The sequence below is a fragment of the Deltaproteobacteria bacterium genome, assembly GCA_009692615.1.
GTDB lineage: Bacteria > Desulfobacterota > Binatia > UBA9968 > UBA9968 > DP-20.
Window position 1 is genome coordinate 64,918 of the sequence record SHYW01000002.1, and the last position, 26,163, is coordinate 91,080.

The window sequence follows — 26,163 nt, forward strand, 5'->3', positions numbered from 1 at the left end:
TGTCAACCCACCGGTTTAGATTGACGCCGTGAAGGCAACTGTAATATAAACTTACAACGTTGGAATTAAGGAGGCTCACTATGGCGGAAGAAGTAAAAGTTGAAGCGTTGGAGACCAAGAAAGTTTCTCGGCGCAACATTCTCAAGGCGGCGATGGCGGCCAGCGGGGCGGCGATGTTGGGCTTTCCGATGATCGCAAAAGGGCAGTCGGGGCCGATCAGCATGCGCTGGCAGAGCACCTGGCCGTTGAAAGATATTTTCCATGAGTTCGCCCAGGACTTCGCCAAGAAGGTCAACGACATGACCGGCGGCGATTTGAAGATCGAAGTTCTCCCCGCTGGCGCTGTGGTTCCAGCCTTTGGTCTGCTCGACGCGGTTTCGAAAGGAACACTAGATGGCGGTCACGGAGTGCTTTCTTATCATTATGGCAAGCAGAATGCGCTGGCGCTTTGGGGATCGGGCCCCGCGTATGGAATGGACGCCAATATCCTGCTCTCCTGGCATAAGTACGGTGGCGGTAAGGAGTTGCTCAACAAGCTTTACGCTTCAATCGGCGCCAACGTGGTTTCTTTTCCCTATGGCCCAATGCCCACCCAACCGCTCGGCTGGTACAAAAAGCCGGTTACGAAAGTGGATGATTTCAAGGGTATGAAGTTCCGCACCGTCGGCATCTCCATCGATTTGTTTCAAGGCATGGGCGCCGCGGTAAACGCGCTACCCGGTGGTGAAATCGTTCCCGCCATGGACCGCGGACTGCTTGATGCCGCCGAGTTCAACAACGCGTCATCGGACCGCGCGCTCGGCTTCGCCGATGTTTCTAAGGTCTGCATGCTGCAGAGCTACCATCAGAATGCCGAGCAGTTCGAAATCATGTTCAACAAGACTAAGTATGATGCGCTGCCGGAAAAGATGAAGGCGATCATCGCCTACGCGGTCGATGCCGCGTCCGCCGACATGCTGTGGAAGGCTATCGACCGCTACTCGAAGGACTACATCGAGCTCCAGTCTAAAGAGAAGGTGAGGTTCTTTAAGACGCCGGATTCGGTGCTGCAAAAGCAGCTCGTGGTGTACGACCAAGTTGAGGCGAAGAAGGCGGCCGAGAATCCAATGTTCAAAGAGATCACCGACTCGCAGCGGCAATTCGCCGAGCGGACGGTTAAATGGGATCTCGACACCAACGTGCAACGGCGCATGGCTTATGACCACTACTTTAAACCAGCTGCCAAGCGCCCAGCGCCAGCGAAAAAGAGTTAGCAGCTGCGCGACGTTGCAAACCCATTTCGCCAGTCATCCGGCGTTGACCGGATGACTGGCTTTTTTTCGATTAAAATATGAACGCTCAACCGCTGCTCCGAATAGTCGACCAGATCAGTTACTGGACCGGCAAAGCGTTTGCCTGGCTGATCTTGGGCTTGACCCTGGTGGTGTCCGTCGAGGTGTTCAAGCGCTACATCTTGAACGCGCCGACTTCATGGATCTTCGATCTGAACAATATGCTCTACGGCACGCTGTTCATGATGTGCGGTGCTTACACTTTGGCGCTGGCCGGCCATGTGCGCGCCGACTTTGTTTATATCTATCTAAAGCCGCGCGCCCAGGCGTCCCTCGATCTATTATTATATTTTCTGTTCTTCATGCCGGGCATTTTAGGACTGGTCTACGCCGGCTATGGATACGCCGCCGACTCCTGGCGCATTGCCGAGCATTCCAACGTGACGGCGGAAGGGCCGCCGATTTATTATTTTAAGACCGTCATTCCCGTTGCCGGAGCTTTCATCATGTTGCAAGGCTTCGCTGAAATCTTTCGTTGCATCGTGTGTATTCGCACCGGTGCTTGGCCGGCGCGTTTGAACGACGTCGAAGAGATCGACGTCATCGAGACCCAACTCTCGCACAGCCAATTTATCGACGAGGAATCGCGTTTGGCAACCATGCGTTCGGCCCACGCCATCGACGCCGCGGCGCGTCATCGCAGCGCCATGGACATGGATGAGGAAGAGAAAAAGCCATGAGCGATCCGCTCCTCGGTTTGACCATGCTCGGGCTCGTCGTGGTGGCGATCATGATGGGCTTTCCCACTGCGTTCACACTCATGGGCTTGGGCATGATCTTCGGCTACGTCGCTTTTTGGGATCCCGCCCATCACTGGTGGCAGAATCGCATCTTCGATCTGATGGTGCAGCGCACCTATGGCGTCATGACCAACGACACGCTTTTGTCGGTGCCGTTGTTCGTCTTCATGGGCTACATCATGGAGCGCGCCGCGCTGGTGGACCGCATGTTTCATAGCGTGCAGTTGGCGTTTCGCCGGGTGCCGGCGTCGCTTGCGGTTACTACATTACTTGTCTGCGCTTTCTGGGGCATCGCTTCCGGCATCGTCGGCGCGGTCGTTGTGCTGATGGGTGTCATCGCAATGCGTCCTATGCTCAATGCCGGCTATGATGTTCGTTTAGCATCCGGCGCGATTACCGCCGGCGGAACGCTCGGTATTCTCATTCCACCATCGGTCATGCTCATCGTTTATGCCGCCGTTGCCGGACAGTCTATCGTTAAACTCTACGCCGCGGCGATGATTCCCGGTTTCTTCCTGACTTTTCTTTATCTAGTTTACATTCTCGGCTGGGCGATGATTAATCCAAAGATCGCGCCCAAGCTGTCGCCGGATCAATACCGGGTTGCGGTTCCAGAATGGTTGAAACCGCTTGAAAACGGACCGACCAAGCGCGTGTTCGGCGGTATTGTCTCGTTGCTGTTCCGCCCAGAACAAGTGCGCGGAGTGATGCGCCCCGATGGCAAGCCTGTCACCTACGGGTATATCGTCAACAACTTTCTTGCTCTGATGGTGCCGCTAGCGCTCACCGTCGGAACTTACGCTGGCACTTGGTGGTATGTGGTAATTCACAGTGCGCCGGTGGCAGCGACGGCAACTGTTGAAAAGCCACAGCCACCGCAATCAGCGGCACCAGCGCAGTCCGACAAAACGCAGGAGCTTGACGGCACCGACGAGAAGCCGCAAGAGTTGGGCAACGTCGAAACTAAACCACAGGAACTCGGATCGGCGGAGACCATAGTCGAGCCGACCGAGCCGGCACGTCCAGCCGATGCGCCGCCGCAAGAGATGAATTCCATAACCGAGCCGGCGGCAGCGGGGAACGTCGGCAAAGTGCCGGAGCAATTTTACACTTGGTTTTGGGCGCTGGTCGGGCTCTCGACGCTGCTGCTGATCTATTACTACTGGCGCATGGACGGTGAGCAGTTCGAGATACTCAAAGAAATGACCATCGCCGTGGTGCCGCTGGGTGTGCTGACCATCGTCGTGTTGGTGGTGATTCTCTTGGGGATATGTACCGCCACCGAGTCGGCGGCGATCGGTGCATTGGGCGCGCTCTATCTCGCGGTCATGGTAAAATATCCGCGCAGCTGTGGATGGTGGAGTTTGCTCGGCGCTGCGATTGGCATTGCCCTCGGCTTGCAGCGCGGCGACATCGCTACTCTGATCGTTTCCGGATCGTTAGGCGCGACGTTCGTCGGCACAGGCATTCCGCTCGCCATCGCATTGCCGAAGTCACCAGAGCTCCGGCGCAATCTTCAGGAAGCGACATTTCTCACCGCCAAGACCACGGCGATGGTTTGTTGGCTATTCATTGGCTCGGCGTTGTTCTCCGGCGTCTTCGCTTTGCACGGCGGTCAAGGACTCATTGAACGCTGGGTCTTGAGCTTGAATCTTTCACCGTTGGGTTTTCAGCTGGTCGCCCAAGCGATCATTTTTATTCTCGGCTGGCCGCTTGAATGGACCGAGATCATCGTGATTTTCTGTCCGATCTTTATTCCGCTGCTCAGCCATTTCAACGTGGATCCGATTCTCTTCGGCACCATGGTCGCGGTCAATCTGCAGGCGGCGTTCCTATCGCCGCCGGTGGCGATGTCGGCGTTCTATCTGAAAGGCGTGGCGCCCAAACATGTCACCCTCAATCAGATCTTCGCCGGCATGATGCCCTATATGATCATCGTCTGTCTCTGCTTGGTTTGCATGTACATCTGGCCGGGCATGACCTTGTGGCTGCCGGAATTTCTCTACGGAAACTGAAGTAATGGAGTGATGGAGTGTTGGAGTACTGGGTGGGGCGGCCCAGCACTCCGTTACTCCAGTGTTCTCCCCATGGATCTAACCAACCTTCATTTGCTTTCTGCTGTGGAAGCGACGCGACTGATCCGCGATGGCGTGATTAATTCGGAGCAGCTTGTCGAAGCTTGCTTGGCGCAAATTCGCGCGGTCGACGACAACATTCAAGCTTGGGCATTTCTCGATCCAGAGTATGCGCTCAGCCAAGCGCGCGCGCTGGATCAGCTTCGCCTCGAAGGTAAAGCGATCGGGCCGCTGCATGGCGTTCCCGTTGCCATCAAAGATATTTTCGACACTGCCGACATGCCGACCGAATGCGGTTCGGCGATTTATGCTGGGCGGACGCCGTCGCGCGACGCCACCGTAGTGTCACTGTTGCGCGCAGCGGGCGCGGTGATCATGGGCAAGACCGTAACAACCGAGTTCGCTTATTTTTCTCCGGGCAAAACTCGCAATCCGCATAATGCCGACCATACGCCCGGAGGTTCTTCGAGCGGCTCCGCCGCTGCTGTAGCGGCGAACATGGTGCCGCTCGCCATTGGCAGCCAGACCAACGGTTCGACGATTCGTCCCGCCGCCTATTGCGGCGTGATCGGTTTCAAACCGACGCACGGATTGATTTCCCGTCATCGTGTTTCGCTACTGTCGCGCAGCCTCGATCATGTCGGCCTATTCGCGCGCACGATTGACGACATTGCCCTGCTCGCCGAACAGTTGGCCGCCTACGACGAAAACGATCCCGACACGCGACCGCGTGCGCGGATTCCTTTCACTGCCGTCGCGGCCGAAGAGCCGCCCCTCGACCCGATGTTCGCATTCATCAAGACGCCGATGTGGGAGCGTGCCGACGAGGATACCAAGGAAGGCTTCGCGGAGATCGTCGAACATCTGGGTGTTCAGGTCGAAGAAGTGGATCTCTTTCCGTCTGCGTCGGAAGCTTGGCAGTGGCACCAGACGATCATGAGCGCGGAAATGGCGTCTAACTTAGCGCGCGAATGGGAACGCGGCCGCGGGGCCATGTCCGACGCGCTACGCAAGCAGATCGAAGCCGGTCGCGCCGTCAGCGCTTTCGACTACCTGCACGCGCTCAAACAAATCGCGCCGGTGAACGAAAGCTTCGTCGAACTCTTCGAGCAGCGCTACGACGCGATTCTCACTCCCGCCGCACCGACCGCGGCGCCTAAAGGGCTTACGTCGACCGGCGATCCATCGTTTTGCACGCTCTGGACGCTCTGCGGCATGCCCTGCATCACGTTGCCTTTCTTGCAAAGCGCTGACGGCTTGCCGATCGGCGTGCAGCTAGTCGGCCCGCGCGGCGGCGATGCGAGATTGCTCCGCACCGCGCGCTGGTTGTCTAAGAAGATGGCCGAGGTTTGATTTAATAAAGCTTGACGATCAATTCACGTGGCTCCAGGCGTGATAGGAGCTACGCACCAGCGGGCCGGACTCGACGTGGCGAAAGCCGAGCTGGTCGGCGGCGGTTTTGAATTCTCTAAATTCATCCGGTGTCACGTAGCGTTCGACCCGTAAGAGTTTGGGCGATGGTTGGAGATATTGCCCCAGAGTGACGATGTCGACATCGTTCGCGCGTAAGTCATGCAACGTGGTCATCACTTCCTCTTTAGTTTCGCCGACACCGAGCATCATCCCCGTTTTGGTTAACACTTCAGGTTGCATTTCTTTCGCGGTCTTCAAAATATTGACCGAACATTGGTAAGTGTGCCCCGGCCGGACTTTGCCGTAAAGACGCGGCACGGTTTCGATGTTGTGATTGAGAATTTCGATTCCCGAATTGACCACGGTTTTCAACGCAGCCAAGTTGCCTTCGAAGTCGGGAATCAATAACTCCACGCGGATGCCCGGATTCAAACTCTTGATCCAGAAAACCGTCTTGGCGAAATGGTCGGCGCCGCCGTCGGGGAGATCGTCGCGGTTGACTGAGGTGACGACGATATGATCGAGCCCGAGTTCTTTGACGGTCAGTGCCACGTTGCGCGGTTCCTCTGGATCGAGCGCCAGGGGTTTGCCTTTGTCGATGGCGCAAAAGCGGCAGCCGCGCGTGCAAGTGTCGCCGAGAATTAAAAACGTGGCGGTCTTGTTGCCCCAGCACTCGCCGATGTTCGGGCAGCGCGCCTCTTCACAGACGGTGTGAAGGTTTTTCTCGCGCATGAGTGTTTTTAGGCGCAGGTAGTTGGGGTTACCTGGCGCTTTGACTTTGATCCAGTCGGGGTGGCGGCGCGGCATGGCTTAAACCGTTTCGAGTTCCGAGTTTCGAGTTTCGGGTTCGACCCGAGACGCAGCAGAATTTTGTTCAGCGCCAAAGGTCAACGCGTCAACACTCTCTTCGATATCTGAGTAGCCAAATATTTCGGCGAAGTGATGTAGGAAGCGCTCCCGAACCTCGCTTAAGTTCTGCTCTGTACCGAGTTCCTTTTGCATCGATGTCACTTCGGCCCAGCTAAGGCCGCATGGAACGATGCGTTGAAAATAACTTAGATCGGTATTCACGTTGAGCGCGAGACCGTGATAGGTGATGCAGCGCCGCACGGCAACGCCGATGGCGGCGATTTTTCGATCGCCGAGCCAGATGCCGGTGTAGGGCGGCCGGCGCATCGCGGCGATGCCAAAATCGGCCAGCGTGCGAATCGCGCTCAGTTCCAAATTCCTCACATAGCGATGCACGTCTTTTCTCAGCTTCGAGCGCAGATCGACGATCGGATAGACCACGAGTTGTCCAGGTCCATGATAGGTCACATCGCCGCCGCGGCTGGTGCGATAGACTGGGACTTCGTCCGCCGACAAAACATTCAATTCATCGCCGCCGCGGCCGAGGGTATAGACATGGGGATGTTCGACGAAGAGCAAAATGTCGGCGGATGACTCGCGTTGCTTGAGTTCGAGGAGCCGCTCCTGCATCTGGAGAGCGGTTGAAAATTCTAGTGTGCCTAGATCTTTGCAGAGTAGAGTCGACATTGGCTTCACACTATTATCGTCCATTGTGCGGCGTTTCAAGGTGAATTGTGTGGGTGCGATTTGACACCACCGAGCATCGACGGCTAGAGTCGGCGAAATTTCAGCGGAGAATTTCATCATGGCGCAATCCACTTACCACCCCCCTTGGTTCGTGCGCAAAGATCTCGACGGGTTTTTCGGGTTGATGATAGACAATCTCATTCAATTGATTTTGATCGTCAGTCTATGCCGGGAGCTGATTCATCTGCCGGACAGTTATATTTTCGGCAAGATTCTTCCCGGCGCGGCGATTTCGATTCTCGTCGGGAATTTTTTCTACGCTTGGCAGGCGCGCCAATTGGCGCGGGAGACGGGGCGAGATGATGTGACGGCATTGCCGTACGGCATTAACACGGTGAGTCTTTTCGCTTTCGTGTTTTTTATCATGTTGCCGATTTACCTTGAGACCAAAGATCCGGTGCGGGCTTGGCAGGTGGGCCTGGTCGCCTGTTTTCTCAACGGCGTGATCGAAATCTTCGGCGCGTTCGTCGCCGAAGCGGTGCGCCGGGTCACGCCACGGGCGGCGCTGCTCTCGGCGTTGTCCGGCATTGCTATTACTTTCATCGCCATGGATTTCACTTTCAAGATTTTCGCTCAACCGTTAGTTGCATTGGTTCCGATGGGAATCATTTTCGTCGCATATTTTTCGCATCAGAAACTGCCCCTTGGACTTCCCGGCGGTATGGTCGCCATCGTCGTCGGCACGATATTGGGTTGGTCGCTAGGAACGATGCACGGAAAATCATTGAACATCGATTTCGCGCCGGTGGCGCCATCGTTTGCCGGTGGCGCACTGTGGCAGGCGATGACCGATCCGACATTCCTAAAATGCTTCTCGGTGATTTTTCCCATGGGAATTTTCAACGTCGTCGGTTCGTTGCAGAATATCGAAAGCGCCGAAGCGGCGGGCGATCGCTTCAAAACTTTTCCATCGCTAATGGCCAACGGCATCGGCTCGGTGGTGGCGGCGCTGTTCGGCAGCGTGTTTCCGACGACGATTTACATCGGCCACCCCGGTTGGAAGCGGCTCGGCGCGCGCTCGGGCTATTCGGCGCTCAACGGCGTATTCATCAGTTTTCTCTGCCTCACCGGCACGATTCAGGCGGTGCTCGCTCTCATTCCAATCGAGGCCGGCATCGGCATTCTCCTTTACATCGGTATCGTCATCGTCGCCCAATCGTTTCAAGAAACGCCGAAGGAACATGCGCCGGCGGTGGCTTTGGGAATTGTTCCAGCGTTGGCCGGCTGGGGATTGTTGATGGTCGAGACCGGGCTGCGCGCCGCGGGAAAATCCCTGTTCGATGTTGGGCTGGCCAAATTCAACCAGGAAAGTTTGGCGCTTCACGGTATGATTTCACTCGAGCGCGGCTTCATCTTCACGTCGATGATTCTCGCCGCCATCGGTGTTGCACTGATCGAAAGAAAATTTTTCCGCGCCGGCCATTGGGCGATCGCGGCGGCTTTGCTTTCAGCCATCGGCGTCATTCACGCTTACGATCTCACCGTGGCGGGCATCACCAGCCGCTTTGGTTTGCTGGCGGCGCCGGATTTTTTTCTTGCTTATTTGCTGCTAGCCGGGCTTTTCTACGGGATCGGTTTGCTGGCGGCGAAAGAGCCGGCCTGACCGTTGGCGGCATATGTTTTGCCGTTGACGTGGGTGACTTGCCAGCGGCCGTCGTCCTGGCATTGGAGCCGGCTGATGCCGCAAGGGTCGAGGTGGAAGTCGCGATAATTATTAAGCGGTGTGCCGGTGATCCGGCAGACGATGCCGACGATAGGAAAATTATGGCTGACAATGACGATGGTGTCGGTGGCGCCGTGACGGTTGACGATTCGATTCAGGCCAACCCAAGCGCGCTCGGCGACGTCGCTCAAGCGTTCGCCGCCGGGAACTTGCAGGTCGGCTGGCTCGGTGCGCCAGCGGATGAGAAAGTCGCCGAAGTTGTCTTTGATCTCGTTGAAGGTTAACCCTTCGAGCTTGCCGTGATCCAGTTCACGGATTTTTTCTTCGATCAGCACCGGCAGTTTGTGTGGCTGGCTGATCACTTCGGCGGTGCGGCGCGCGCGTTGCAAATCGCTGGCGTAAATCGCCGAGATATTTTCAGCGCCGAGCACGACGGCGATCTCTTCGGCCTGACGCACGCCAACTTCGCTCAAATCGCGATCCGAAGAACCTTGGCAGCGATGCTGCAAGTTCCAATCGGTGGCGCCGTGGCGCACTAAAACGATCTGCACGAATCGCTCAAACTGAGATTAGCTTTCTTCGAAGAAGGCATTGTTGCGTTTCACCGTCGCCTTGGCCTTGAGGCTGTCTAAAAATTTGATCAGGGCGCGCTGGCGGCTCTCGATCACGGCTTGTTTTTTGAGATTGTCTTTATCTTTTTCGAACTGGTCCATGTCGGCGGCTTGGCTGTCTTTGAAGGCCAAGATAAACGCCGCATCGCGCTGAGTATACAGCTTGTCGGCGATCGGTTTCTGCGCCGATAGCGCCAGATCGCTGCCTTTCAGATCGGCTAGCGCGCCGACCTTTGGGAGCTGCGGCGCGTTGCGCTGGAACCAGCCGGTTTCGTCGAGCTTCAAGCTGTTGGCGGTGGCGAGCTTGGCGATGTCTTTTTCTTTTTTGAGCTGCTCGATCAGGATGTTGCCGCGCTGCAACGCCAACTCATAGGCTTTGGATTCCCTCAGCCCCTTTTCAATTTGCGCGCGGACATTTTCAAACGGCCGCACCGCCGGTTCTTTGCGCTCTTTAACGCGCAGAATGTAATACGCGCCGTTGCCCTCGACGATCGAACTGAACTCCTTGGCGGCCAGGCTAAACGCGCTCTTGTAAAATTCTGGGCTGGGGCCGACTTCCGGCGCCACTTCGCCGTTGGCGAGCCACGGTGTAACGCTAGCAATGGCGCGGCTTTCCTTGGCGAGTTGATTGAAGTCGCTCCCGGAAAGCGCTTTCTCGCGATCGTGTTCGGCGGCTTTACCGGCTTCGCGCTTGGCTTTGTCGGTTTTCAACGCCTTGGCGATATCGGCGCTGGCTTCCTTCAACGCCGGCGTTTTCTCGGCTTTGACATCGTCGATCTTGACGATCTGTAAGCCCATGGGCGTCTCGATGATGTCGCTCACCTGGCCCTTTTCTAGACCGAAGATCGGCGCCAGCTGCGGCGGTAGTTGGCCCTGGGTCAACCAACCTAAGTCGCCGCCTTTGGCGGCGCTGGCGTCGTCGGATTCTTTCTTGGCCAACTGGGCGAAGTCTTTGCCGGCGCGGGCTTGCTTAACGATCGCGTCGGCGCGGGCGCGCAGGTTTTTTTTCTGCGCCTCGTCGGCGTCGGCTTTTAGGCGCAGCGAAATGTAGCGGACTTTGATTTCTTTCGGTCTGTGCAGCTTGTTGCCTTGATTGGCTTGAAAGTATTCTTCAATTTCTTTGTCGCTCACTTGCACCGATCCGGCGAAGCGCTCGAACGGATAGGCGAGATACTCCACTTGTAGTTTGACGGGATCCTTCATCGACTCTTTATTGCGTTCGTAGGATTTTTTGACCTCGTCGTCGCTCAGCTTGACCTCGCCAAGAAAGTCGCCGAGGCCGAGCTTGATAAAGCTGACGTTGAGCTTTTCCCGATCGAGACGATAGCGCTCACGAACGTCGGCTTCGTTGACCTGCACCGAATCGAGAATCACGCCATAAAGCCGATTGAGCGTCAGCTGATCACGTTGGTCTTCTTCGAACTGCCCGGGCAACAGGCGATTGGCTTGGAGAATTTGCAGATAGCGTTCTTTATTGAACCTGCCGGCGATTTGAAACTCCGGGGCTTTGGCGATCTGGTTGGCGATGTCGTCGTCGCTCGCCGTCAGTCCGAGACTGCGCGCTTCCTGCAAGATGAGCTTTTTCTGAATCAATTCTTCGATCAGGTTGCCCTTGAGATTCAGACCTTTGATCATTTCTTCGGTGAGCTGGCCTTTGAGCATTTCCCGATAGCGCTCCACCGCCCGCTGATAATGCGCCGCGAACTCGCGCTGGCTGATGATTTCACCGTTGACTTCGGCAACCTCGATTGAACCTTTGTCGTTGAATTTGCCGCTGCCGACAAACAATGCGAACACGACGATGATCACGCCGAGAAAAAAAATGATCAGCCAATTTCGTTTTCGCTTACGTAAAAAATCGAGCATGGAGCTAGGAACCTTTCGGTAAATGGAGGTAGATGAAGTCCCCTTATGATAGAAAATGGCCCCGCCCAATGCAACCCGCGACGCCCCAGCTAAAACGAATTTTCTCTAATTTTTTCCTTTACTTGCTTGCTCCGGCCAAATCTGTTATTTACACTCTGCTGAAGGTTATTTTGCGCCCACGAGAAGGAGCTTGCTGATGTTCGATGCCCTCTTTGGCATCTTTTCCAACGATCTCGCGATCGATCTTGGAACCGCCAACACGCTAATTTACGTCAAAAACCAAGGGATCGTTTGCAACGAACCATCAGTGGTGGCGGTCCAGCAACGCAACGAACGCGGTGGCAAGAAAGTGCTCGCCGTCGGCGCCGAAGCGAAGCGCATGTTAGGGCGGACTCCCGGCAGCATCGTGGCGATTCGACCGCTTAAAGACGGCGTTATCGCTGATTTTGAGATCACCGAAGCGATGCTGCGTTACTTTATTCAGAAAGTTCACAACCGTCGCACCTTGGTGCGGCCGCGCATCATCGTCGGCGTGCCCTTCGGCATCACCGAAGTGGAAAAGCGCGCCGTGCGTGAGTCCGCCGAATCAGCGGGCGCCCGGGAAGTTTATTTGATCGAAGAACCGATGGCCGCGGCGATCGGCGCCGGCTTGCCGATCACCGAGCCCACCGGCAACATGATCGTCGATATCGGCGGCGGCACCACTGAGGTCGCGGTGATCTCGCTTTCGGGCATCGTTTTCTCCCGTTCGGTGCGCGTCGGCGGCGATAAGATGGACGAGGCGATCGCCCAGTTTATTAAACGCAAATACAATTTACTGGTCGGCGAACGCACCGCGGAGTTGATCAAGATCACCATCGGTTCGGCTTATCCCGGCGATGAAGTGCAGACCATGGAAATCAAAGGGCGCGATTTGGTCGCCGGCGTGCCGAAGACCGTGGTGATCACCGACGAGGAAATTCGCGACTCGTTGCTCGAACCGATCAATCAGATCGTCGAAGCCGTGCGGCTGTCCCTCGAACGGACGCCGCCGGAATTGGCTTCCGACATCGTCGACCGTGGTATCGTGCTCGCCGGCGGCGGCTCGTTGCTGCGTAATCTCGACATTCTCCTACGCGAAGAAACCGGCCTACCGGTGATGATGGCGGACGATCCGCTCACCGCCGTTGTCATGGGCGCGGGCAAGGCTTTGGATGAAATTTCATTGTTGCGTGAGGTTGCGGTTCATTAGGCTTATAAGATTCACCGCCCGCCGCGCCGCGGCGATTTAGCCTTCCATGCTCGCTTTCCTGCGTAAGAATCAGATCGCCCTGAGTTCTTGTTTCTGTCTGATACTATCAAGCTCGATTCTGACTCTGTCGGCGCGCGGTCAACTGCGCAACGAGCCGGTCGGCATGGTGTTGATGTGGGTGTTACGGCCAATGCAATTGGCCGCCCAGGGGACGGCCAACTGGTTCATCGCCATCCAAGAAAATTATCTGACCCTATCGGGATTTAAGTCCGAGAACGAACGGCTGCGCAAACGCATACAAAACCTCGAAGTCGAGCGTCAACGATTGCTCGAGGCCGAAGCGACCAATCGCAAGTTGCAACAGCTGCTCGATTTCCGTGCCCAGTTGCCGAGCAAATCGCTGACCGCCGCGATTATCGCCAACAGCGCCAGCAGTTGGTTTCAAGGCTGCATCCTCGATAAAGGCAGTTCCGACGGCGTGCGAAAAGATATGGCGGTGGTGACGCCGCTGGGCGTGGTCGGCAAAGTGGTGTCGGTGACGGCCTATAGTGCTAAAGTGATCTTGCTCACCGACGCCAATAGCGGCATCGATGTTTTGGTCCAGCGCACGCGCAGCCGCGGCATCGTTTCCGGTTCGTTGGACAGCGGCACGGTGCTCAAATACGTCAAACGCAGCGAAGATGTCCAAGTGGGCGACCGCTTGATCACTTCGGGATTGGACGGCGTGTTTCCCAAGGGGCTGATGGCGGGCACGGTGGTGCGGGTCAACAAACAGAATCTCGGGCTGTTCCAGTTCATCGAGGTTTTACCGGCGGTGCAATCTGCCCGGGTCGAAGAAGTTTTGGTGGTGGGAGCTGACGCCGAGACTGAGCCGGCAAAAAAATGAGTCGTTATCGGTGCTCCAACTGGCAATGAAAATTTCTTTACTGCTATTCGCGATGGGTATTCTCTTGGTTATCCTACAAACGACCTTGCAGCGTCTCGTGCCCATTGGCCCGATGGTTCCCGATTTGATTTTAGTGTTGTGCGTTTATTGGGGGCTCAATCATCCCACCATGGGCGCCGCCATCGGTTCCTTCTTGTTGGGTTATTCCGTCGACATTCTTTCGAGCCAATTGCTCGGCGTCAACGCCTTCGCCATGTCGCTAGTGTTCGTTGGCGTGTACTTGGGCTCCCGTTCGATTTGGCTGCACCATCCGCTGGTCAGCTCGATCATCGTCTTGTGTGCGGCGTTGATCAAAGGGGTCGGCTTAGTGTTGGTTTGGGTGGTGTTTCTCAGCACTGAAGGGTTTTGGCAGGGGGCGCTCAAATATATCGCCAGCGAGGCGCTGATCGCCGCGCTATTGGCGCCTTTTATGTTCGCGCTATTGGCGCGCGGCGAAAAATATTTCGCCAAACCCAGCGCGGTGGCGCAGTAAGCAAGAATTATGGCGAACTATGGCGAGATCAACAAGCAAGACGGCGCGCCGGAATTACGCCGGCGCGCGGTAACGCTCTTCGTCATTCTTTCCATCGCCTTTCTCTGTTTAGGTGCGCGGTTGATCTATCTGCAGATCCTGCACGGCGAACGTTACACCTTTCTGTCCGAGAACAATCGCATTCGTCTCAAGCGCGTGCCGGGCACCCGCGGCATGGTGCTCGACCGCTTTGGCCAGTTGCTGGTGGACAGCCGGCCGTCCTTCGATTTGTTCTTCGTGCCGGAAGATAGCGATGCACCGGAAACGACCTTGCGTGCGTTGGCGCGCTATCTCAATTGGGACGAGAACGAAATCCTAAAAACCTATCAAGACAATAAAAGCCGCACCGCCTTCGATGAAATTACGCTCGGCCGCGACGTCGAATGGTCGACGATTGTCGCGGTGGAAACCCATCAATTGGACTTGCCCGGGGTGACGCTCAGAGCGCGGCCGCGGCGCAATTACGCAGACGGTCAGGCGGTGGCCCATGTGCTCGGCTACCTTGGCGAGATCAACCCGAAACAACTCAAGACTTTCAAAGATCATGGCTACGGCGTTGGCGACGAGATCGGTCAATACGGTCTCGAGCGCCACTGGGAAGAAGTTTTGCACGGCCAGAGCGGCGGCCAACAGGTTGAAGTCGACGCGCTCGGGCGGCGCGTGCGGGTGTTGCACGAAGTCACCGACGTGCCGGGCTATACGGTGCATTTGACCCTTGATCGCCGGCTGCAGCAAACCGCCTTCGAAGCGCTCAACGGTAAAGAAGGCACCATCGTCGCTATCGACGTCAGCAACGGCTCGATCCTGGCGATGGTCAGCACGCCGGCCTTCGATCCGAATAATTTCGCCCGCGGCATTAAATCAGACGAATGGCGCGCGCTGATTCAAGATAAGCTGCGGCCGCTGAGCAACCGGTCCACTCAGGGGCAATATCCGCCGGGATCGACCTTCAAGATCGTCATGGCCATCGCGGCTCTTGAAGAGGGTGTGATCAATCCGGAATCGTCGATCTCCGATCCCGGTTTCTTCCCCTTCGGCAACCGGAGCTTTCGCGATTGGAAAGAGGGCGGCCATGGCGCGGTCAACTTCCATCGCGCGATCGTTATTTCCTGCGACACCTACTTTTATCAGCTCGGCCCAAAACTTGGCATCGACCGCATCGCCAAATGGGCGCGCGCCTTCGGCCTGGGGGAAAAAACCGGCGTCGCTTTGGACGACGAGCGCGGCGGTACGATTCCCGACACGGCGTGGAAAATGAAACGGTTTCGCCAACCTTGGTATCCCGGCGAGACCGTCTCGGTCGCCATCGGCCAGGGCTATGTGACCGTGACGCCGTTGCAGCTCGCCAACATGATGGCGACGGTGGCCAACGGCGGCAAGTTTTTTCGCCCGCGCCTTGTCAGCAAAGTGGAATCGGTGGATGGCACTACGGTGCGCGAATACAAACCGGAGCTGATTCGCACCATCGAACTGAAACCGGATACTTTAAAGCGCGTGCACGCCGCACTGGCCGACGTGGTCAAAGTCGGCACCGGCGGCATGGCGCGCACACCGCTCGTCGACATCGCCGGTAAAACCGGCACCGCTCAAGTCGTCGAGATGAAGGGGGGTTATGTCAAAACCGAGCAGCTGAGCTATTTCAACCGCGACCATGCTTGGTTCGTCTCCTTCGCGCCGGTGGAAAATCCCCAGATCGCCATCGCCGTGCTGGTCGAGCATGGCGGCCATGGCGGCGACGTCGCGGCGCCGATGGCGAAGAAGGTTTATGAAAAATTTATCGAGATTCAAAAACCGGCGAGCGACAAGCAGCAGGCCCGCTTAGAGGGGAAGCCCGATGCAAATTGACCGGCGGGTGATTTCCCATTTCGATTGGACTTTGTTTTTTCTCTCGTTGGCGTTCGTCGGCATCGGCGTCATGACCATTTACAGCGCCAACTTCGACATGGCCGAAGGCCACGCCGGTCCGTTGCCGATGCGCCAGTTGACTTGGTTGGGACTGGGGTTGATCGCCATGTTGAGTGCGGTCAGTTTCGACTATCACTATATCGATCGGGTGGCGTATCCGTTCTATGCTCTCATGTTGTTGCTGTTGGCGTTAGTCATGATCGTCGGCCATTCGGGCGGCGGTTCCCAGCGCTGGATCAATCTGTTTTTCTTTCGCCTCCAGCCCTCCGAGCCGGCCAAGCTCGCCATCGTGTTGATCATGGCGAAATATTTTCAGTCCGACGAGCCCCCCAAGGGGTACGATCTGCGCGATCTTTGGGTGCCCTTCGCTCTGGTCGCGCCGCTGGTGTTGCTCACTTTGATTCAACCGGATCTCGGCACGGCGATTATTCTTGGTGTGGTGTTTATCAGTATGGTCTTGATGGGCGGTTTGCGCATGCGCTCGTTTTCCTATCTGGTCGCCGCCGGCATCGCATTTTTGCCGGTCGCCTGGCACTTTCTCAAAACCTATCAGCGTAATCGTATTTTGACCTTTCTCGATCCCGACCGCGATCCGTTGGGCGCCGGCTATCACGTCATTCAATCGCAAATCGCCATCGGCTCGGGCCGGCTGTTCGGCAAAGGTTTTCTCCATGGCACCCAGAATCGGCTCGATTTTTTGCCTGCCCAGCATACCGATTTTATCTTCGCGGTTTTCTCCGAAGAATGGGGCTTGGCCGGCTGCGCCGTGCTCTTACTGCTTTATTTTATATTGATCGCCTATTGCATCGGCCTGGTGCAGCGCGCCAAAGATCGCTTCGGCGCCTTGCTGGTGTTCGGCATGACCACGATTATCTTCTGGCATGTGACGATCAACGTCGCCATGGTCTCGGGCCTGATGCCGGTGGTCGGCGTACCGTTGCCGATGGTGAGTTACGGCGGCTCGGCGTTGGCCTCGATGATGTTCGCCGTCGGCATCATCATGAACGTCAGCATGCGCCGGTTCATTTTTTGATCGCCGTCGTCGAAGATTGCCGCCCAAGACGAAACTGCCGTGAGTTTGCCAGAGCCAAATAACGGGTCCGAAGCGCCGAGCCGCCGGCCGTTGCGTTATCGTGTCGACCGGTGGATCCGGACGCTCGTCATGCGCGTGATCAGCGCCTTGGCCTCGGGTCGGAATAACGCAACCATCGACCCGCGCGGTCAGGATCTCAAGCGCATCTTGCTCGTGCGCGCCAACTTTCGCATCGGCAATGCGATATTGACCTTGCCGGCGCTCGCTACGTTTCGAAAAAATTATCCCAACGCGCGGATCGATTATCTCGGCTCGGCGCTTTCCCGTTCGCTGTTTCTCCATCAAGCGATCGATCGCCACTACGAAACGCCGCGCCGATTTCCCCAGGTATTGTGGCGGTATTTTATCTTGCTGCGCCGCTTGCGCGCCAATCGCTACGATCTCGCCCTCGACGTTAGCTGTTCCCAGTCCGGTCTGGCATCCTTCATCATCGGTTTGTCTGGCGCGCGCATCCGCGCCGGCTGTGCCGGCAAGTGGGACGGGCTTTTCAATTATCGTATCGACAAGCTGAGACAAGCGAACAAGTACGACAAGCTCGGTGAATTGTTGACGGCGCTAGGTCTTCATTCCATCAACGCCGTGGGTCGGTTAGAGTTTTCCGCCGCCGAGTTGAGCGCCGGCGAAGCTGCGTTGACCGAGGTCGTCGGTAAAATCGTCCAGCCCATCGTCGGAGTTTTTCTCGGCGGTCGAAAGCTCCGCGGCAAACGCTGGCCGCTGGAAAATTTCGCCCAGGTGATCGCCGGCCTGAGCCAAAAAGGTTTTCGTGTGGTGACGTTTTTGGGGCCGGATGAAGCGGATATCGCGGCTGAAATTAAAACTGTTCTCGGCCCCGGCGCGCGCTTGGTCAGCGAGCCCTCGCTACGTAAATTCGCCGCCATGGTGACCCGGCTCGATCTGTTTATCTGTTGCGACTCCGGGCCCATGCATCTCGCCTGCGCCCTAGGTGTTCGCGTGTTGGCGATTTTTCGTGAGCGAGACTTGTTGCGCTGGGCGCCGCCGCCGAGCGCGGCGCGGACGGTCAGTAGTGATGAAACGGTGAGTGGGGCGGCGGTGTTGAGCGCGGCTTTGGAAGAACTGTCTTACTCGCCGGCCAACGCCGGCCAAGCGACTTCAGCATAGCCGCGACCCTTGGCGGGTTGCGGCTATGCTGAATGAATTTTTACAGTAGCGCTTTGTCGATGGCGGCGACCAACTTAGTTTTGGGCACGGCGCCGACGATTTGTTCCTTGACCGCGCCGCCTTTGAGGATTAGCAGATTGGGAATGCCGCGGATGCCATACTTCGCCGCAGTGGCCGGGTGATCGTCGACATTTAATTTGGTAACTTTCAATTTGCCTTCATACTCGCCGGCGATTTCTTCGACCACCGGCGCGATCGCCTTACATGGGCCGCACCAGGGCGCCCAGAAGTCCACCAGCACCGGCACCGCCGATTGCAAAACTTCTACTTCAAAATTGTTGTCGCCTACTTCGGTGATTTTTCCCATGATCGTGCTCTCCTTATGAATTGTCTGTATTGAGTTATAAGTTTTTTGGATGTTCAGATTTTCGTCAAAATATTCTGCTAGGTTCACTTTGTTTTCTGCACCACGAAGGACACGAAGGTTTCGGACGATTATGACTCCGAACTTCGTGCTCTTCGTGGTGAAAACGTCTTCACAGTAAACCTGGAACAACGATTTATTCAAACGCTTCCGCAGACTACAGCGTCGAGAGAAACCGCACTAAGGTTCGCACGCCGAAGCCGGTGCCGCCTTTGGGACCGAGCGCGTTGTCGCTTTCGGCGAAGGCCGGGCCGGCGATGTCTAAATGGGCCCAGGGCGTGTCGCCGACGAATTCTTGCAGGATCAGCGCCGCGGTGATGGCGCCGCCGTGGGCGCCGCCGATGTTTTTCATGTCGGCGACGCTGCTCTTAATCAGTTCTTTGTATTCTTTGACCAAAGGCAGTTGCCAAAGCTTTTCGCCGGCCTCTTGGCTGGCGCGCATCAAGTGATCGGCGAGCTGCTGATGATTGCTAAAAATACCGCCGACCTGGGTGCCGAGAGCGGTCATGCAGGCGCCGGTCAGGGTCGCCAGGTTGATCATGTAGTCGGGTTTCTGGCGCGCGCCGAGCGCCAAGGCGTCGGCGAGAATCAATCGGCCCTCGGCGTCGGTGTTCAAAACTTCGATGGTCTTGCCGTTCATGTAGCGGATCACGTCGCCGGGCTTCTGGGCGTTATGTCCGGGCAAATTATCCGTCGTCGGCACATAACCGGTGACTTCGATATCGAGATCGAGCTTTGACAAACAACTCATGGTCGCGATCACCGCGGCGCCGCCGGCCATGTCGAGCTTCATGGTTTCCATCGACTTGGATGGCTTGAGCGACAAGCCGCCGGAATCGAAGGTAATGCCTTTGCCGATCAAGACCACTTTCTTTTTGGCTTTTCGCGCCGGCTGATAATGAATCTTAATAAAGCGCGGTTCTTCCAAGCTGCCGCGGTTGACGGCGAGCAGGCCGGCGAGCTTCATCGCCTCAATTTTCTTTTTGTTCCATACTTCAACGCTGAGACCGCGTCCTCGGCAATATTCTAAAGTACGGGCGCCGAGGAAGCGCGCGGTGGCAACGGACGGCGGCTCGTTGACCAAATCGCGGGCGAGACATACCGCCGGTACGAGTACCTGGGCGGCATTCAGCGCATTCTGCAACGCCGCGGTTTTCTTCAGACCCGAGCGCAGCAACGTCAGCGATTTTATTGCCGCCGTGCCGTTGGGCTTGGAACGGTATTTACTGAACTGGTAGGCGGCGAGCAGCAGACCTTCGAGTAATGCCGCGGCGGCACTGATTTCCTGTTGCTTATCCGGCGCGAAATAAAGCGCGATGTCGCTGGCGCCGATGGCATGGGCTTCTTTGCGCGCCCGGGCGCCGACTTTGCGCCAAGTGTCGCCCGAGACCGGGGCGGCGCCCAAACCAATTAAAAGAATTTGTCCCGCCGGCAGATTTCCTGCACTGGTGTAGAGCAGCGTGCTGGCTTCGCTGCCGGTGAATTTACTTTGCGTCATGCGCCGACGCAGATGGCCTTTGAGCTGGCGGTCGACGGCGCGCAGCGCAGCATCGTCGAGATGATTTTCCCGCACCGGGATGACTAGGAGGTCGCACTTGATGCGTTCGGCTTGGGTGTCGCGAAATTTAATTTCCATCGAAGCCTCTTCAGTCCTTGCGCCGGATCAAATTCATGAACTCGGCGCGGGTCTCTTGGCGCGTGCGGAAGGCGCCGAGCAGGCTGCTGGTGATGACGTAAGAATTCTGCTTCTCGACGCCGCGCATGCGCATGCATAGATGTTCGGCTTCGAGCACCACGGCGACGCCCAGGGCGTCGAGCTTGTCCATGATCGTCGTGGCGATTTGATTGGTCATCCGTTCTTGCACTTGTAAGCGGCGCGCGTAGATGTCGACCAAGCGGGCGAGCTTGGAGATGCCGACGATTTTATGATGCGGAATGTAGGCGACATGGGCCTTGCCGAAAAACGGCAACATATGGTGTTCGCACAAGGAGTAAAAATCGATGTCGCGCTGGACGATCATTTCCGAATAATCCTCGGTAAACACCGCGTCGTTGATCACTTTCTCCGGGTCCATGTCATAACCGCGAGTAAGAAAAGCCAACGACTGGGCGACGCGCTGGGGGGTCCGGAGAAGTCCTTCGCGGTCGGGATTTTCACCGAGGGCTTTGAGAATCTCGCGGATTTGTTCTTCCATTGGAATTTCCTTCAAAGGGCGAGGGCGATTGCTGTGTCGAAAGTTTCAAAAAACTAACATTTAGCCCGAGGAGGGTCAAACCAGGCGAACGAATCGCCGCGCTAAAGTTTTTTCAGCAGCCAGCTGGGCGTGAAACGGAGCACGTAAGCGTTGAGGAAGGTCATGTAATCGGTGATCAGCAGGATGCCGACGATGATCAACAGCACACCGCCGATGACGTGAATGACCTGCACGTAGCGGCGTAGCTTCTGAGAAAACTGAAAAAATGAATTGATCGCCAAGGCGCTCAAGAAAAACGGCAAGGCGAGACCGGCGGCGTAACTCATCAACAAAAAAACTCCGTGGCCGACTTCTCCTGAAGTGCTCGCCAACGCCAGCGTGGCGCCGAGGATCGGCCCGACGCAGGGCGTCCAGGCCACGGCAAAGGTGATGCCGACCAGCACCGAACCGAGATAGCCGGCGGGTTTGTCTTTGAGATTGAACTGCAAATACTGATCGAGGGCGGCGATTTTAAATGCGCCGACCAACAGGAGCCCAACGAGCACGATGAAAATTCCGCCGAAGATGCGAATACCGTTGCGGTAGCCCATGAACAGCCCGCCGAGAAAACTGGCGGAGGCGCCGAGGGAAACGAAGACGATGGAAAAGCCCAGGATGAAGGCCAACGAATTCAGCACCACGCGGGTACGCACCCGGGTACGGGCCTGGTCGTCGCGCATTTCGTCCAATGACACGCCGGAAACGAATGAGAGATAAGAAGGAATCAGCGGCAGCACACAAGGGGAGAGAAACGAGAAGACGCCCGCGGCAAAGGCGACGAATATATTGACGTCGGTCATCTTTTGCCGTCGACCAAATCTTTGATCAGTTTTCGCGCGCCGGCGCCGTACCACTCGGCTGGACCCCAGCCGCGCGCCAGTCCTTCGCCTTTGGCGCCGATGAGATAAGTCGCGGGCAGTCCAAAGGCGCCGTAGTCTTGGCCGGTCTTAGCGTCAGGATCGAGAGCGATCGGATAGGTGATCTTCAATTCCTTGACGAAGTCGATGGCATCTTGCTTACGGTCTTTGACCGCCACGGCGAGGATGACGAAATTTTTATCTTTGAATTCTTGATAGAGCTTTTCCATCGACGGCATTTCTTCGCGGCAAGGTACGCACCAGCTCGCCCAGAAATTCAGCAGGACGATTTTGCCACGAAAGTCTTTGAGCGCGATTTTCTTACCGTCCGGTGTCGTCAAGGTAAACTCCGGCGTCGGCGCGACTTCTTTTATTGGCTGAAGTATCGAAACCGCTTTGTAGTCGATTTTCGACTGGGCCAGAACCGAGACCGAGCTGAAAACTGAAAAGAACAAGAGGCAAGCAATCAGCGGCGAACGATGGCGGTTCGATAGCATCTTCACGGCCTCAACCTTAACTATTTGACGATAGCGAAGCAATAGTTGGTTAGCCCGAGGCAGATTGGTCGGCTAACTCTCGACAAAATCACTCATCGACAGCGATTAGATGTCAGTTGCCGGCCCAAAGCTGCAATGAAACTAGTTTATGTTGTGTTCAAGAGCTAGAAACACGAAGCCCCCCTAGCATTGCGCCGGAGGGCTTCGTATTTTAGATAACCAGGACGGTTACCTTGTCGCCTGAGAGTAAGGAGGGTTTACAACAACCCCACAACCTCAATCACAAAGGTTACTTCTTCTTTTTAGCTTTCTTCTTGGCTTTTTTCTTTGCAGCCATAAGCACCTCCTTTTAGGATTCCACGGGTGGGCTAATTTGGACAGGCAGTAAAACATGGCTCAGGCGAAGACAATGTACTACTACAACCCTCCCATATTTTGTATCTGGCGTGATTATAGATCCACAACAAATTGTATGTCAAGAAAAAAATATCATTTTAGTTATTTTTTTCAAAAAAAGTTTCGCAACTTTGTCGAATGAGCGCAGTGGCGTCGAAAGAATCGGCGGAAAATTTAAAAATAAAAAAATTATCGGTCGGTTTTTCGACGCAGAGCGCGTCTCAAGCGAAAAAATTACTTGCGCGAGTGAAAATGCGCGAACAATATCGTTCCAGCGGCGATTAACCCATCAAACCGAGATAGCGCCAGTAGGGGATCGCGACGATCAGCGCGACAATGTAGGCGATGGCGTAGATCGGATTGACCCGGCACATGAGCGGGTAAGAAAATCCTTTGCCGTCGGTGGTCGAGTAGGCGAGCATGTGCCAATCGACTTGGTAGGGGAAAAACTAAACTTCCGAGGCGATCAGAATCACCATAGCGATAATCCATGGACTCATGCCGACGTCGACGGACAGCGGCAACAGCGCGACGCACAACGTCACGACTGCCAAGAAGCTGGTGAAGATCAATTTTAGCGCGTAGGTCAACAAGCAAATGACGACAAACAGCCAGGCGGGACTGTCGACGAAGGGGAGAATCAACGGCGAAATGCCGTCGACCAACCATTGATCGATTTTCGCGCCCTTGAGCAGCGCTGGAATGCTCAGGGTCACGCCCATGTGAATCAAAAGCTCCCAGTCGATGCCTTTGCGCATCATGCCCCAGTCGAGGATGCCGGTGTTGACCAACACCGCGAAGGCGATGATGGCGATCCAGGCGCCGTCGATGCCGTGGATCGTAGCCGTGAGCCAGCCGCCGACGGTGAAGCATAACACCGCTAAGCTGATCCATTCCTTGTGCGACAGCGGTCCTAAAATTTCCAACTGAGTTTGCACCATGGTGTAAGAAACGTTGGGTTGGGATTCGGGCCGGAAAAGATAGATGGAAAACGCCAGAACTATGACGATCACCACCAGCGTCGGCGGTAGGGCGGCGATAAACCAGTAGCCCCAAGAAAACTGCGCGCGCACATCGGCGGGCAAGAGGCCCCAAGCGATGAGGCTTGTGGTCGAACCGGTCAAAAACAAAAAGCCGAGTTGGCCTAAACCGAGAAAGCTCGCGGTGAACAAACCGGTGGAGGCTTTCGACGGCGTTTTATAGCCGAGACTCTCGGAAAGATTGACGAGCATCTGGCTGGTGATCACGGTGCGCGCGGTTTGTTGCGGGATCAGCGCCATGACGACCACGCCCATGATGCCGGTGGCGACGATTTGCCAGTAATAACTGAGTGGAAAGAGCTTCACTAAGTGCAACGACAAACGGTAAAACAAACCCGAGCCGGTAATCGCCGCGCCAAGGCCCAACACGCCGAGGGTCATGAACCATGTCGTGCTGGCGAAACCGCCCATGACGGTTTGCGCGGTTTCCAAATTCGCCAATATGATAATCATGGCGTAGGCCAACGCCACGCCGTAGTCCGGCAGCGAGCGAAACACCCAAAAGATCAGCGTCGCGGTGATCAAGCCGAGCATTTTCGTCCCGGCGCCATCGAGACCGATGTCCGGTTGGCCGAACCAAAAATAGATTCCCACCGCCAGCCCCGACACCGCCCCGAACCATTTACTGAACGACGGCGCGCGTAACACGGCGAGAGCACCGCGCCAACCGCCAGTTGTCCCGCTCGCTTGGCTCTCGTCGCTTCCGGCACTTTCTTCGGCGCCGGATTTTTGCCTGTCGGTTTCGCCGTAGTTCCGTTCGGTGGTGTTCTCTTGGGCCAAGATGCTCAGCGCCGAGCGCAGATGATTGATCGCCTTGGCGTATTCTTTTTTTTCTGCCAGGGCTTCGGCCATGCGCCGGTAGCCGACGATCGCTTCGGCGCCGGCCACGCTGCTACTTTTTTGCACCACCACGTCATGAAAGGTTCGATAGGCGCCGGCCACGTCGCCCAGGGCGATCAACGCGTTGCTCTTAAGATTGACTAGACGCGTGTTGGCGAGAATTTGCTCCTGGGGCACGCTATCGAGAATATTTTTTAAAAACAGCGGCGCACTGGTGAGCAGTGCGTCGCCTTGGGCCGCGAGATGGCGCGTCACCGTCGGCCAATCTTGGCTTTGCGTCGCGTGATGCAGCGCTTGCTGCCAATCGCCGAGGGCTTCGAAACGTTCCGCGAACTGAGCGTGGAGTTGCTGTTTGGCGTCCACCCCGTCGACATGAAGCAGCTTTTCGAGCAGCAGATCTTTGAAGAAGCTGTGCAGCTCGTACTTGTCGTCGCCCAGCCGGCGGATCAGCGGAAATTGGCTGTTGCCGAGATCGCTGACCAGTTGGCTGAATCCGTCGGCATGAAGCAATTGATCGAAGGTCTTCGCTTCGATGGCGCCGAGCAGCGCGGCGTGGCGAAAAAACTTCTGTTCGTCGCCATTGCGCGAGTTGTAGAATTCTTCGGCCAGGGAATTGAACGCTTCCCGTCCGGTGGAGTACTGCCGGTCGAGCAAGGAAAGCCGTTTGCTCAGGGTGGCGCAAAATTGCAGCAACCACTTGGGATGCTTTTCGATCAGTTCTTCCCAGTCTTCCCGGCTGAGCCGCCACAGCATCGATTCTTTGACGCTGACGATGGTCGCGGAACGGCGCTCGCCTGAGAGCAGCGCCATCTCGCCGAACCAGTCTTTGGGACCGAGCACGGCAACGATCTCCGAGTTGCCGGCGCCGCTGTCGACGACCACTTGCACGGCACCGGATTGAATCAAATAAAAAGCGTCGCCTTGATCGCCTTGTTTGAAGATCGCCTCGCCGGGTTGGCAGTGAGTCTCTTGCATCTTGCCCAACACCTTGGCGATGTCCTGCGGGACAGCGCGGCAAAGATCGGGATGCTTACGATGGCTTCAGCTTGGGGTTCCATGGTTTTATTCAAAAGAAGAGGCGATCACAGTCGTTGCGCCGGATTTCACTTTTGGGTTAGCGGATCACCTTGTCAGCTCTTTTCAGCAACGCTGGCGGCAGCTCGAAGCCGATAAATTTTGCGCCGCGGTAATTGAGCGTCAGATCGAATTTGCCTGCCCGCTCCACGGGCAATGTCGCCGGCGCTTTGCCTTTGACGATGAGATCGAGCAGCACGCCCGCGCGCCGGCCCATTTCAAAATAGTTGGGTCCGTAGGCGGCGGTGGCGCCGTTGATCGCCCAGGATTCTTCGTTGAACATGGTGGGAATTTTTTTCTGCCGCGAAATGGTGAAGATGAAATCAGCTTCGCTTTCGATCAAGTCGTCGGTGACCTGAAAAATCGCCGCTCCGGCGGGCGGATTCAAGTTACTCAGTGTGGTTTTCAACTCATCGGTGGATTTGACCCCGTGGCCGACCACCGGAATGGCCATTTTTTTTCCCGCCGCTTCGACGCTCGCGAAATTGTCCCGCGAAAAATTGCTGTTGGCGTCGAAGAACACATGGACCTCGGTTAGGGCGGGGAGGATCTCTTTAAGGAATCTCTGAACAAGTCATCTAGCAAGTCGTCTAATAACGAAGAGCAGAAAGACCGACAAGGTGAGGCGGGAGGAAAGAGCGTGGGGGAGCAGACAACGTTTGCGAGTTTGGCGTGGGCGAGAAAGAAAAAGCAGAGCAAGC

22 protein-coding genes are annotated in these 26,163 nt (G+C 56.3%); 11 read left to right on the forward strand and 11 right to left on the reverse strand.

The window, feature by feature from the left end; genetic code table 11:
- The first annotated feature begins 80 nt into the window (after nucleotides 1-80).
- From EXR70_00825 to EXR70_00840, 4 genes are all read left to right on the forward strand, one after another.
- Nucleotides 81-1,253 (forward strand): C4-dicarboxylate ABC transporter, encoded by a 1,173-nt coding sequence (locus tag EXR70_00825; protein MSP37017.1) that lies wholly within the window; start codon nucleotides 81-83, stop codon nucleotides 1,251-1,253.
- A gap of 77 nt (nucleotides 1,254-1,330) precedes the next feature.
- Entirely contained in the window at nucleotides 1,331-2,011 is a 681-nt protein-coding gene (locus EXR70_00830) for a TRAP transporter small permease subunit (GenBank protein MSP37018.1), read from the forward strand.
- Nucleotides 2,008-4,086, forward strand: a complete 2,079-nt coding sequence (locus tag EXR70_00835) for a TRAP transporter large permease subunit (protein ID MSP37019.1) — start codon at nucleotides 2,008-2,010, stop codon at nucleotides 4,084-4,086. Before EXR70_00830 ends, EXR70_00835 begins: the two co-directional genes overlap by 4 nt.
- A gap of 72 nt (nucleotides 4,087-4,158) precedes the next feature.
- On the forward strand, nucleotides 4,159-5,499 hold the full coding sequence (locus tag EXR70_00840; protein MSP37020.1) for an amidase: 1,341 nt from the start codon (nucleotides 4,159-4,161) through the stop codon (nucleotides 5,497-5,499).
- Between the two features lie 18 nt (nucleotides 5,500-5,517).
- Here EXR70_00840 and lipA read toward each other — a convergent pair whose 3' ends face one another.
- Both lipA and lipB read right to left on the reverse strand, forming a co-directional pair.
- Nucleotides 5,518-6,366, reverse strand: a complete 849-nt coding sequence (gene lipA / locus EXR70_00845; GenBank protein MSP37021.1) for a lipoyl synthase — start codon at nucleotides 6,364-6,366, stop codon at nucleotides 5,518-5,520.
- 3 nt (nucleotides 6,367-6,369) lie between these two features.
- Nucleotides 6,370-7,095 carry a lipoyl(octanoyl) transferase LipB gene (gene lipB, locus EXR70_00850; protein MSP37022.1) on the reverse strand — a complete coding sequence of 242 codons (726 nt, stop codon included), beginning with the start codon at nucleotides 7,093-7,095 and terminating at the stop codon, nucleotides 6,370-6,372.
- Nucleotides 7,096-7,213: 118 nt separating this feature from the next.
- Between lipB and EXR70_00855 the strand changes: the two genes are divergently transcribed.
- Nucleotides 7,214-8,758, forward strand: coding sequence for an NCS2 family permease (locus EXR70_00855; GenBank protein ID MSP37023.1), 1,545 nt, complete (start codon nucleotides 7,214-7,216; stop codon nucleotides 8,756-8,758).
- Here EXR70_00855 and EXR70_00860 read toward each other — a convergent pair.
- Complete coding sequence (locus EXR70_00860; GenBank protein MSP37024.1) at nucleotides 8,719-9,369, reverse strand: histidine phosphatase family protein; 651 nt, start codon at nucleotides 9,367-9,369, stop codon at nucleotides 8,719-8,721. The genes EXR70_00855 and EXR70_00860 overlap by 40 nt on opposite strands.
- An 18-nt stretch (nucleotides 9,370-9,387) precedes the next feature.
- On the reverse strand, nucleotides 9,388-11,295 hold the full coding sequence (locus EXR70_00865) for a hypothetical protein (protein MSP37025.1): 1,908 nt from the start codon (nucleotides 11,293-11,295) through the stop codon (nucleotides 9,388-9,390).
- A 196-nt stretch (nucleotides 11,296-11,491) separates the two neighbouring features.
- Here EXR70_00865 and EXR70_00870 point away from each other — a divergent pair, with 196 nt between their 5' ends.
- Genes EXR70_00870 through EXR70_00895 form a run of 6 tightly spaced genes read left to right on the forward strand, consistent with a single transcriptional unit; the run spans nucleotide 11,492 to nucleotide 18,100 of the window.
- Complete coding sequence (locus EXR70_00870; protein MSP37026.1) at nucleotides 11,492-12,526, forward strand: rod shape-determining protein; 1,035 nt, start codon at nucleotides 11,492-11,494, stop codon at nucleotides 12,524-12,526.
- A 46-nt stretch (nucleotides 12,527-12,572) separates the two neighbouring features.
- Nucleotides 12,573-13,412, forward strand: coding sequence for a rod shape-determining protein MreC (gene mreC / locus EXR70_00875; GenBank protein ID MSP37027.1), 840 nt, complete (start codon nucleotides 12,573-12,575; stop codon nucleotides 13,410-13,412).
- 25 nt (nucleotides 13,413-13,437) lie between these two features.
- Nucleotides 13,438-13,944, forward strand: coding sequence for a rod shape-determining protein MreD (mreD, locus tag EXR70_00880; GenBank protein MSP37028.1), 507 nt, complete (start codon nucleotides 13,438-13,440; stop codon nucleotides 13,942-13,944).
- Nucleotides 13,945-13,953: 9 nt separating this feature from the next.
- Nucleotides 13,954-15,828 carry a penicillin-binding protein 2 gene (gene mrdA, locus EXR70_00885; GenBank protein ID MSP37029.1) on the forward strand — a complete coding sequence of 625 codons (1,875 nt, stop codon included), beginning with the start codon at nucleotides 13,954-13,956 and terminating at the stop codon, nucleotides 15,826-15,828.
- Nucleotides 15,818-16,921 (forward strand): rod shape-determining protein RodA, encoded by a 1,104-nt coding sequence (rodA, locus tag EXR70_00890; protein MSP37030.1) that lies wholly within the window; start codon nucleotides 15,818-15,820, stop codon nucleotides 16,919-16,921. The genes mrdA and rodA overlap by 11 nt, the downstream gene beginning before the upstream one ends.
- 39 nt (nucleotides 16,922-16,960) lie before the next feature.
- A complete protein-coding gene (locus EXR70_00895) occupies nucleotides 16,961-18,100 on the forward strand; it encodes a lipopolysaccharide heptosyltransferase family protein (protein MSP37031.1) in 1,140 nt (379 codons plus the stop codon).
- A 40-nt stretch (nucleotides 18,101-18,140) separates the two neighbouring features.
- Here the strand turns inward: EXR70_00895 and trxA are convergent, their stop codons facing one another.
- From trxA to EXR70_00930, 7 genes are all read right to left on the reverse strand, one after another.
- Nucleotides 18,141-18,467: a thioredoxin gene (gene trxA, locus EXR70_00900; GenBank protein MSP37032.1), complete on the reverse strand. Its 327-nt coding sequence runs from the start codon at nucleotides 18,465-18,467 to the stop codon at nucleotides 18,141-18,143.
- 214 nt (nucleotides 18,468-18,681) lie between these two features.
- Nucleotides 18,682-20,160 carry a leucyl aminopeptidase gene (locus EXR70_00905; protein ID MSP37033.1) on the reverse strand — a complete coding sequence of 493 codons (1,479 nt, stop codon included), beginning with the start codon at nucleotides 20,158-20,160 and terminating at the stop codon, nucleotides 18,682-18,684.
- A 10-nt stretch (nucleotides 20,161-20,170) separates the two neighbouring features.
- Nucleotides 20,171-20,719 carry a GTP cyclohydrolase I FolE gene (folE, locus tag EXR70_00910; GenBank protein ID MSP37034.1) on the reverse strand — a complete coding sequence of 183 codons (549 nt, stop codon included), beginning with the start codon at nucleotides 20,717-20,719 and terminating at the stop codon, nucleotides 20,171-20,173.
- Between the two features lie 101 nt (nucleotides 20,720-20,820).
- Nucleotides 20,821-21,558, reverse strand: a complete 738-nt coding sequence (locus EXR70_00915) for a cytochrome c biogenesis protein CcdA (GenBank protein MSP37035.1) — start codon at nucleotides 21,556-21,558, stop codon at nucleotides 20,821-20,823.
- The gene (locus EXR70_00920) at nucleotides 21,555-22,118 is read right to left on the reverse strand and encodes a TlpA family protein disulfide reductase (GenBank protein ID MSP37036.1); all 564 of its coding nucleotides are present in this window, start codon (nucleotides 22,116-22,118) and stop codon (nucleotides 21,555-21,557) included. Before EXR70_00920 ends, EXR70_00915 begins: the two co-directional genes overlap by 4 nt.
- Nucleotides 22,119-22,957: 839 nt before the next feature.
- On the reverse strand, nucleotides 22,958-25,363 hold the full coding sequence (locus EXR70_00925) for a cyclic nucleotide-binding domain-containing protein (GenBank protein ID MSP37037.1): 2,406 nt from the start codon (nucleotides 25,361-25,363) through the stop codon (nucleotides 22,958-22,960).
- A 139-nt stretch (nucleotides 25,364-25,502) separates the two neighbouring features.
- Nucleotides 25,503-25,985 (reverse strand): hypothetical protein, encoded by a 483-nt coding sequence (locus EXR70_00930; GenBank protein ID MSP37038.1) that lies wholly within the window; start codon nucleotides 25,983-25,985, stop codon nucleotides 25,503-25,505.
- Nucleotides 25,986-26,163 lie beyond the last annotated feature (178 nt).

Bases quoted from the DNA above. Each gene is read 5' to 3' on its own strand.
- EXR70_00825 (MSP37017.1), top strand. From the start codon at position 81: ATGGCGGAAGAAGTAAAAGTTGAAGCGTTGGAGACCAAGAAAGTTTCT.
- EXR70_00830 (MSP37018.1), top strand. From the start codon at position 1,331: ATGAACGCTCAACCGCTGCTCCGAATAGTCGACCAGATCAGTTACTGG.
- EXR70_00835 (MSP37019.1), top strand. From the start codon at position 2,008: ATGAGCGATCCGCTCCTCGGTTTGACCATGCTCGGGCTCGTCGTGGTG.
- EXR70_00840 (MSP37020.1), top strand. From the start codon at position 4,159: ATGGATCTAACCAACCTTCATTTGCTTTCTGCTGTGGAAGCGACGCGA.
- lipA (MSP37021.1), bottom strand. From the start codon at position 6,366: ATGCCGCGCCGCCACCCCGACTGGATCAAAGTCAAAGCGCCAGGTAAC.
- lipB (MSP37022.1), bottom strand. From the start codon at position 7,095: ATGTCGACTCTACTCTGCAAAGATCTAGGCACACTAGAATTTTCAACC.
- EXR70_00855 (MSP37023.1), top strand. From the start codon at position 7,214: ATGGCGCAATCCACTTACCACCCCCCTTGGTTCGTGCGCAAAGATCTC.
- EXR70_00865 (MSP37025.1), bottom strand. From the start codon at position 11,295: ATGCTCGATTTTTTACGTAAGCGAAAACGAAATTGGCTGATCATTTTT.
- EXR70_00870 (MSP37026.1), top strand. From the start codon at position 11,492: ATGTTCGATGCCCTCTTTGGCATCTTTTCCAACGATCTCGCGATCGAT.
- mreC (MSP37027.1), top strand. From the start codon at position 12,573: ATGCTCGCTTTCCTGCGTAAGAATCAGATCGCCCTGAGTTCTTGTTTC.
- mreD (MSP37028.1), top strand. From the start codon at position 13,438: ATGAAAATTTCTTTACTGCTATTCGCGATGGGTATTCTCTTGGTTATC.
- mrdA (MSP37029.1), top strand. From the start codon at position 13,954: ATGGCGAACTATGGCGAGATCAACAAGCAAGACGGCGCGCCGGAATTA.
- rodA (MSP37030.1), top strand. From the start codon at position 15,818: ATGCAAATTGACCGGCGGGTGATTTCCCATTTCGATTGGACTTTGTTT.
- trxA (MSP37032.1), bottom strand. From the start codon at position 18,467: ATGGGAAAAATCACCGAAGTAGGCGACAACAATTTTGAAGTAGAAGTT.
- EXR70_00905 (MSP37033.1), bottom strand. From the start codon at position 20,160: ATGGAAATTAAATTTCGCGACACCCAAGCCGAACGCATCAAGTGCGAC.
- folE (MSP37034.1), bottom strand. From the start codon at position 20,719: ATGGAAGAACAAATCCGCGAGATTCTCAAAGCCCTCGGTGAAAATCCC.
- EXR70_00915 (MSP37035.1), bottom strand. From the start codon at position 21,558: ATGACCGACGTCAATATATTCGTCGCCTTTGCCGCGGGCGTCTTCTCG.
- EXR70_00925 (MSP37037.1), bottom strand. From the start codon at position 25,363: ATGCAAGAGACTCACTGCCAACCCGGCGAGGCGATCTTCAAACAAGGC.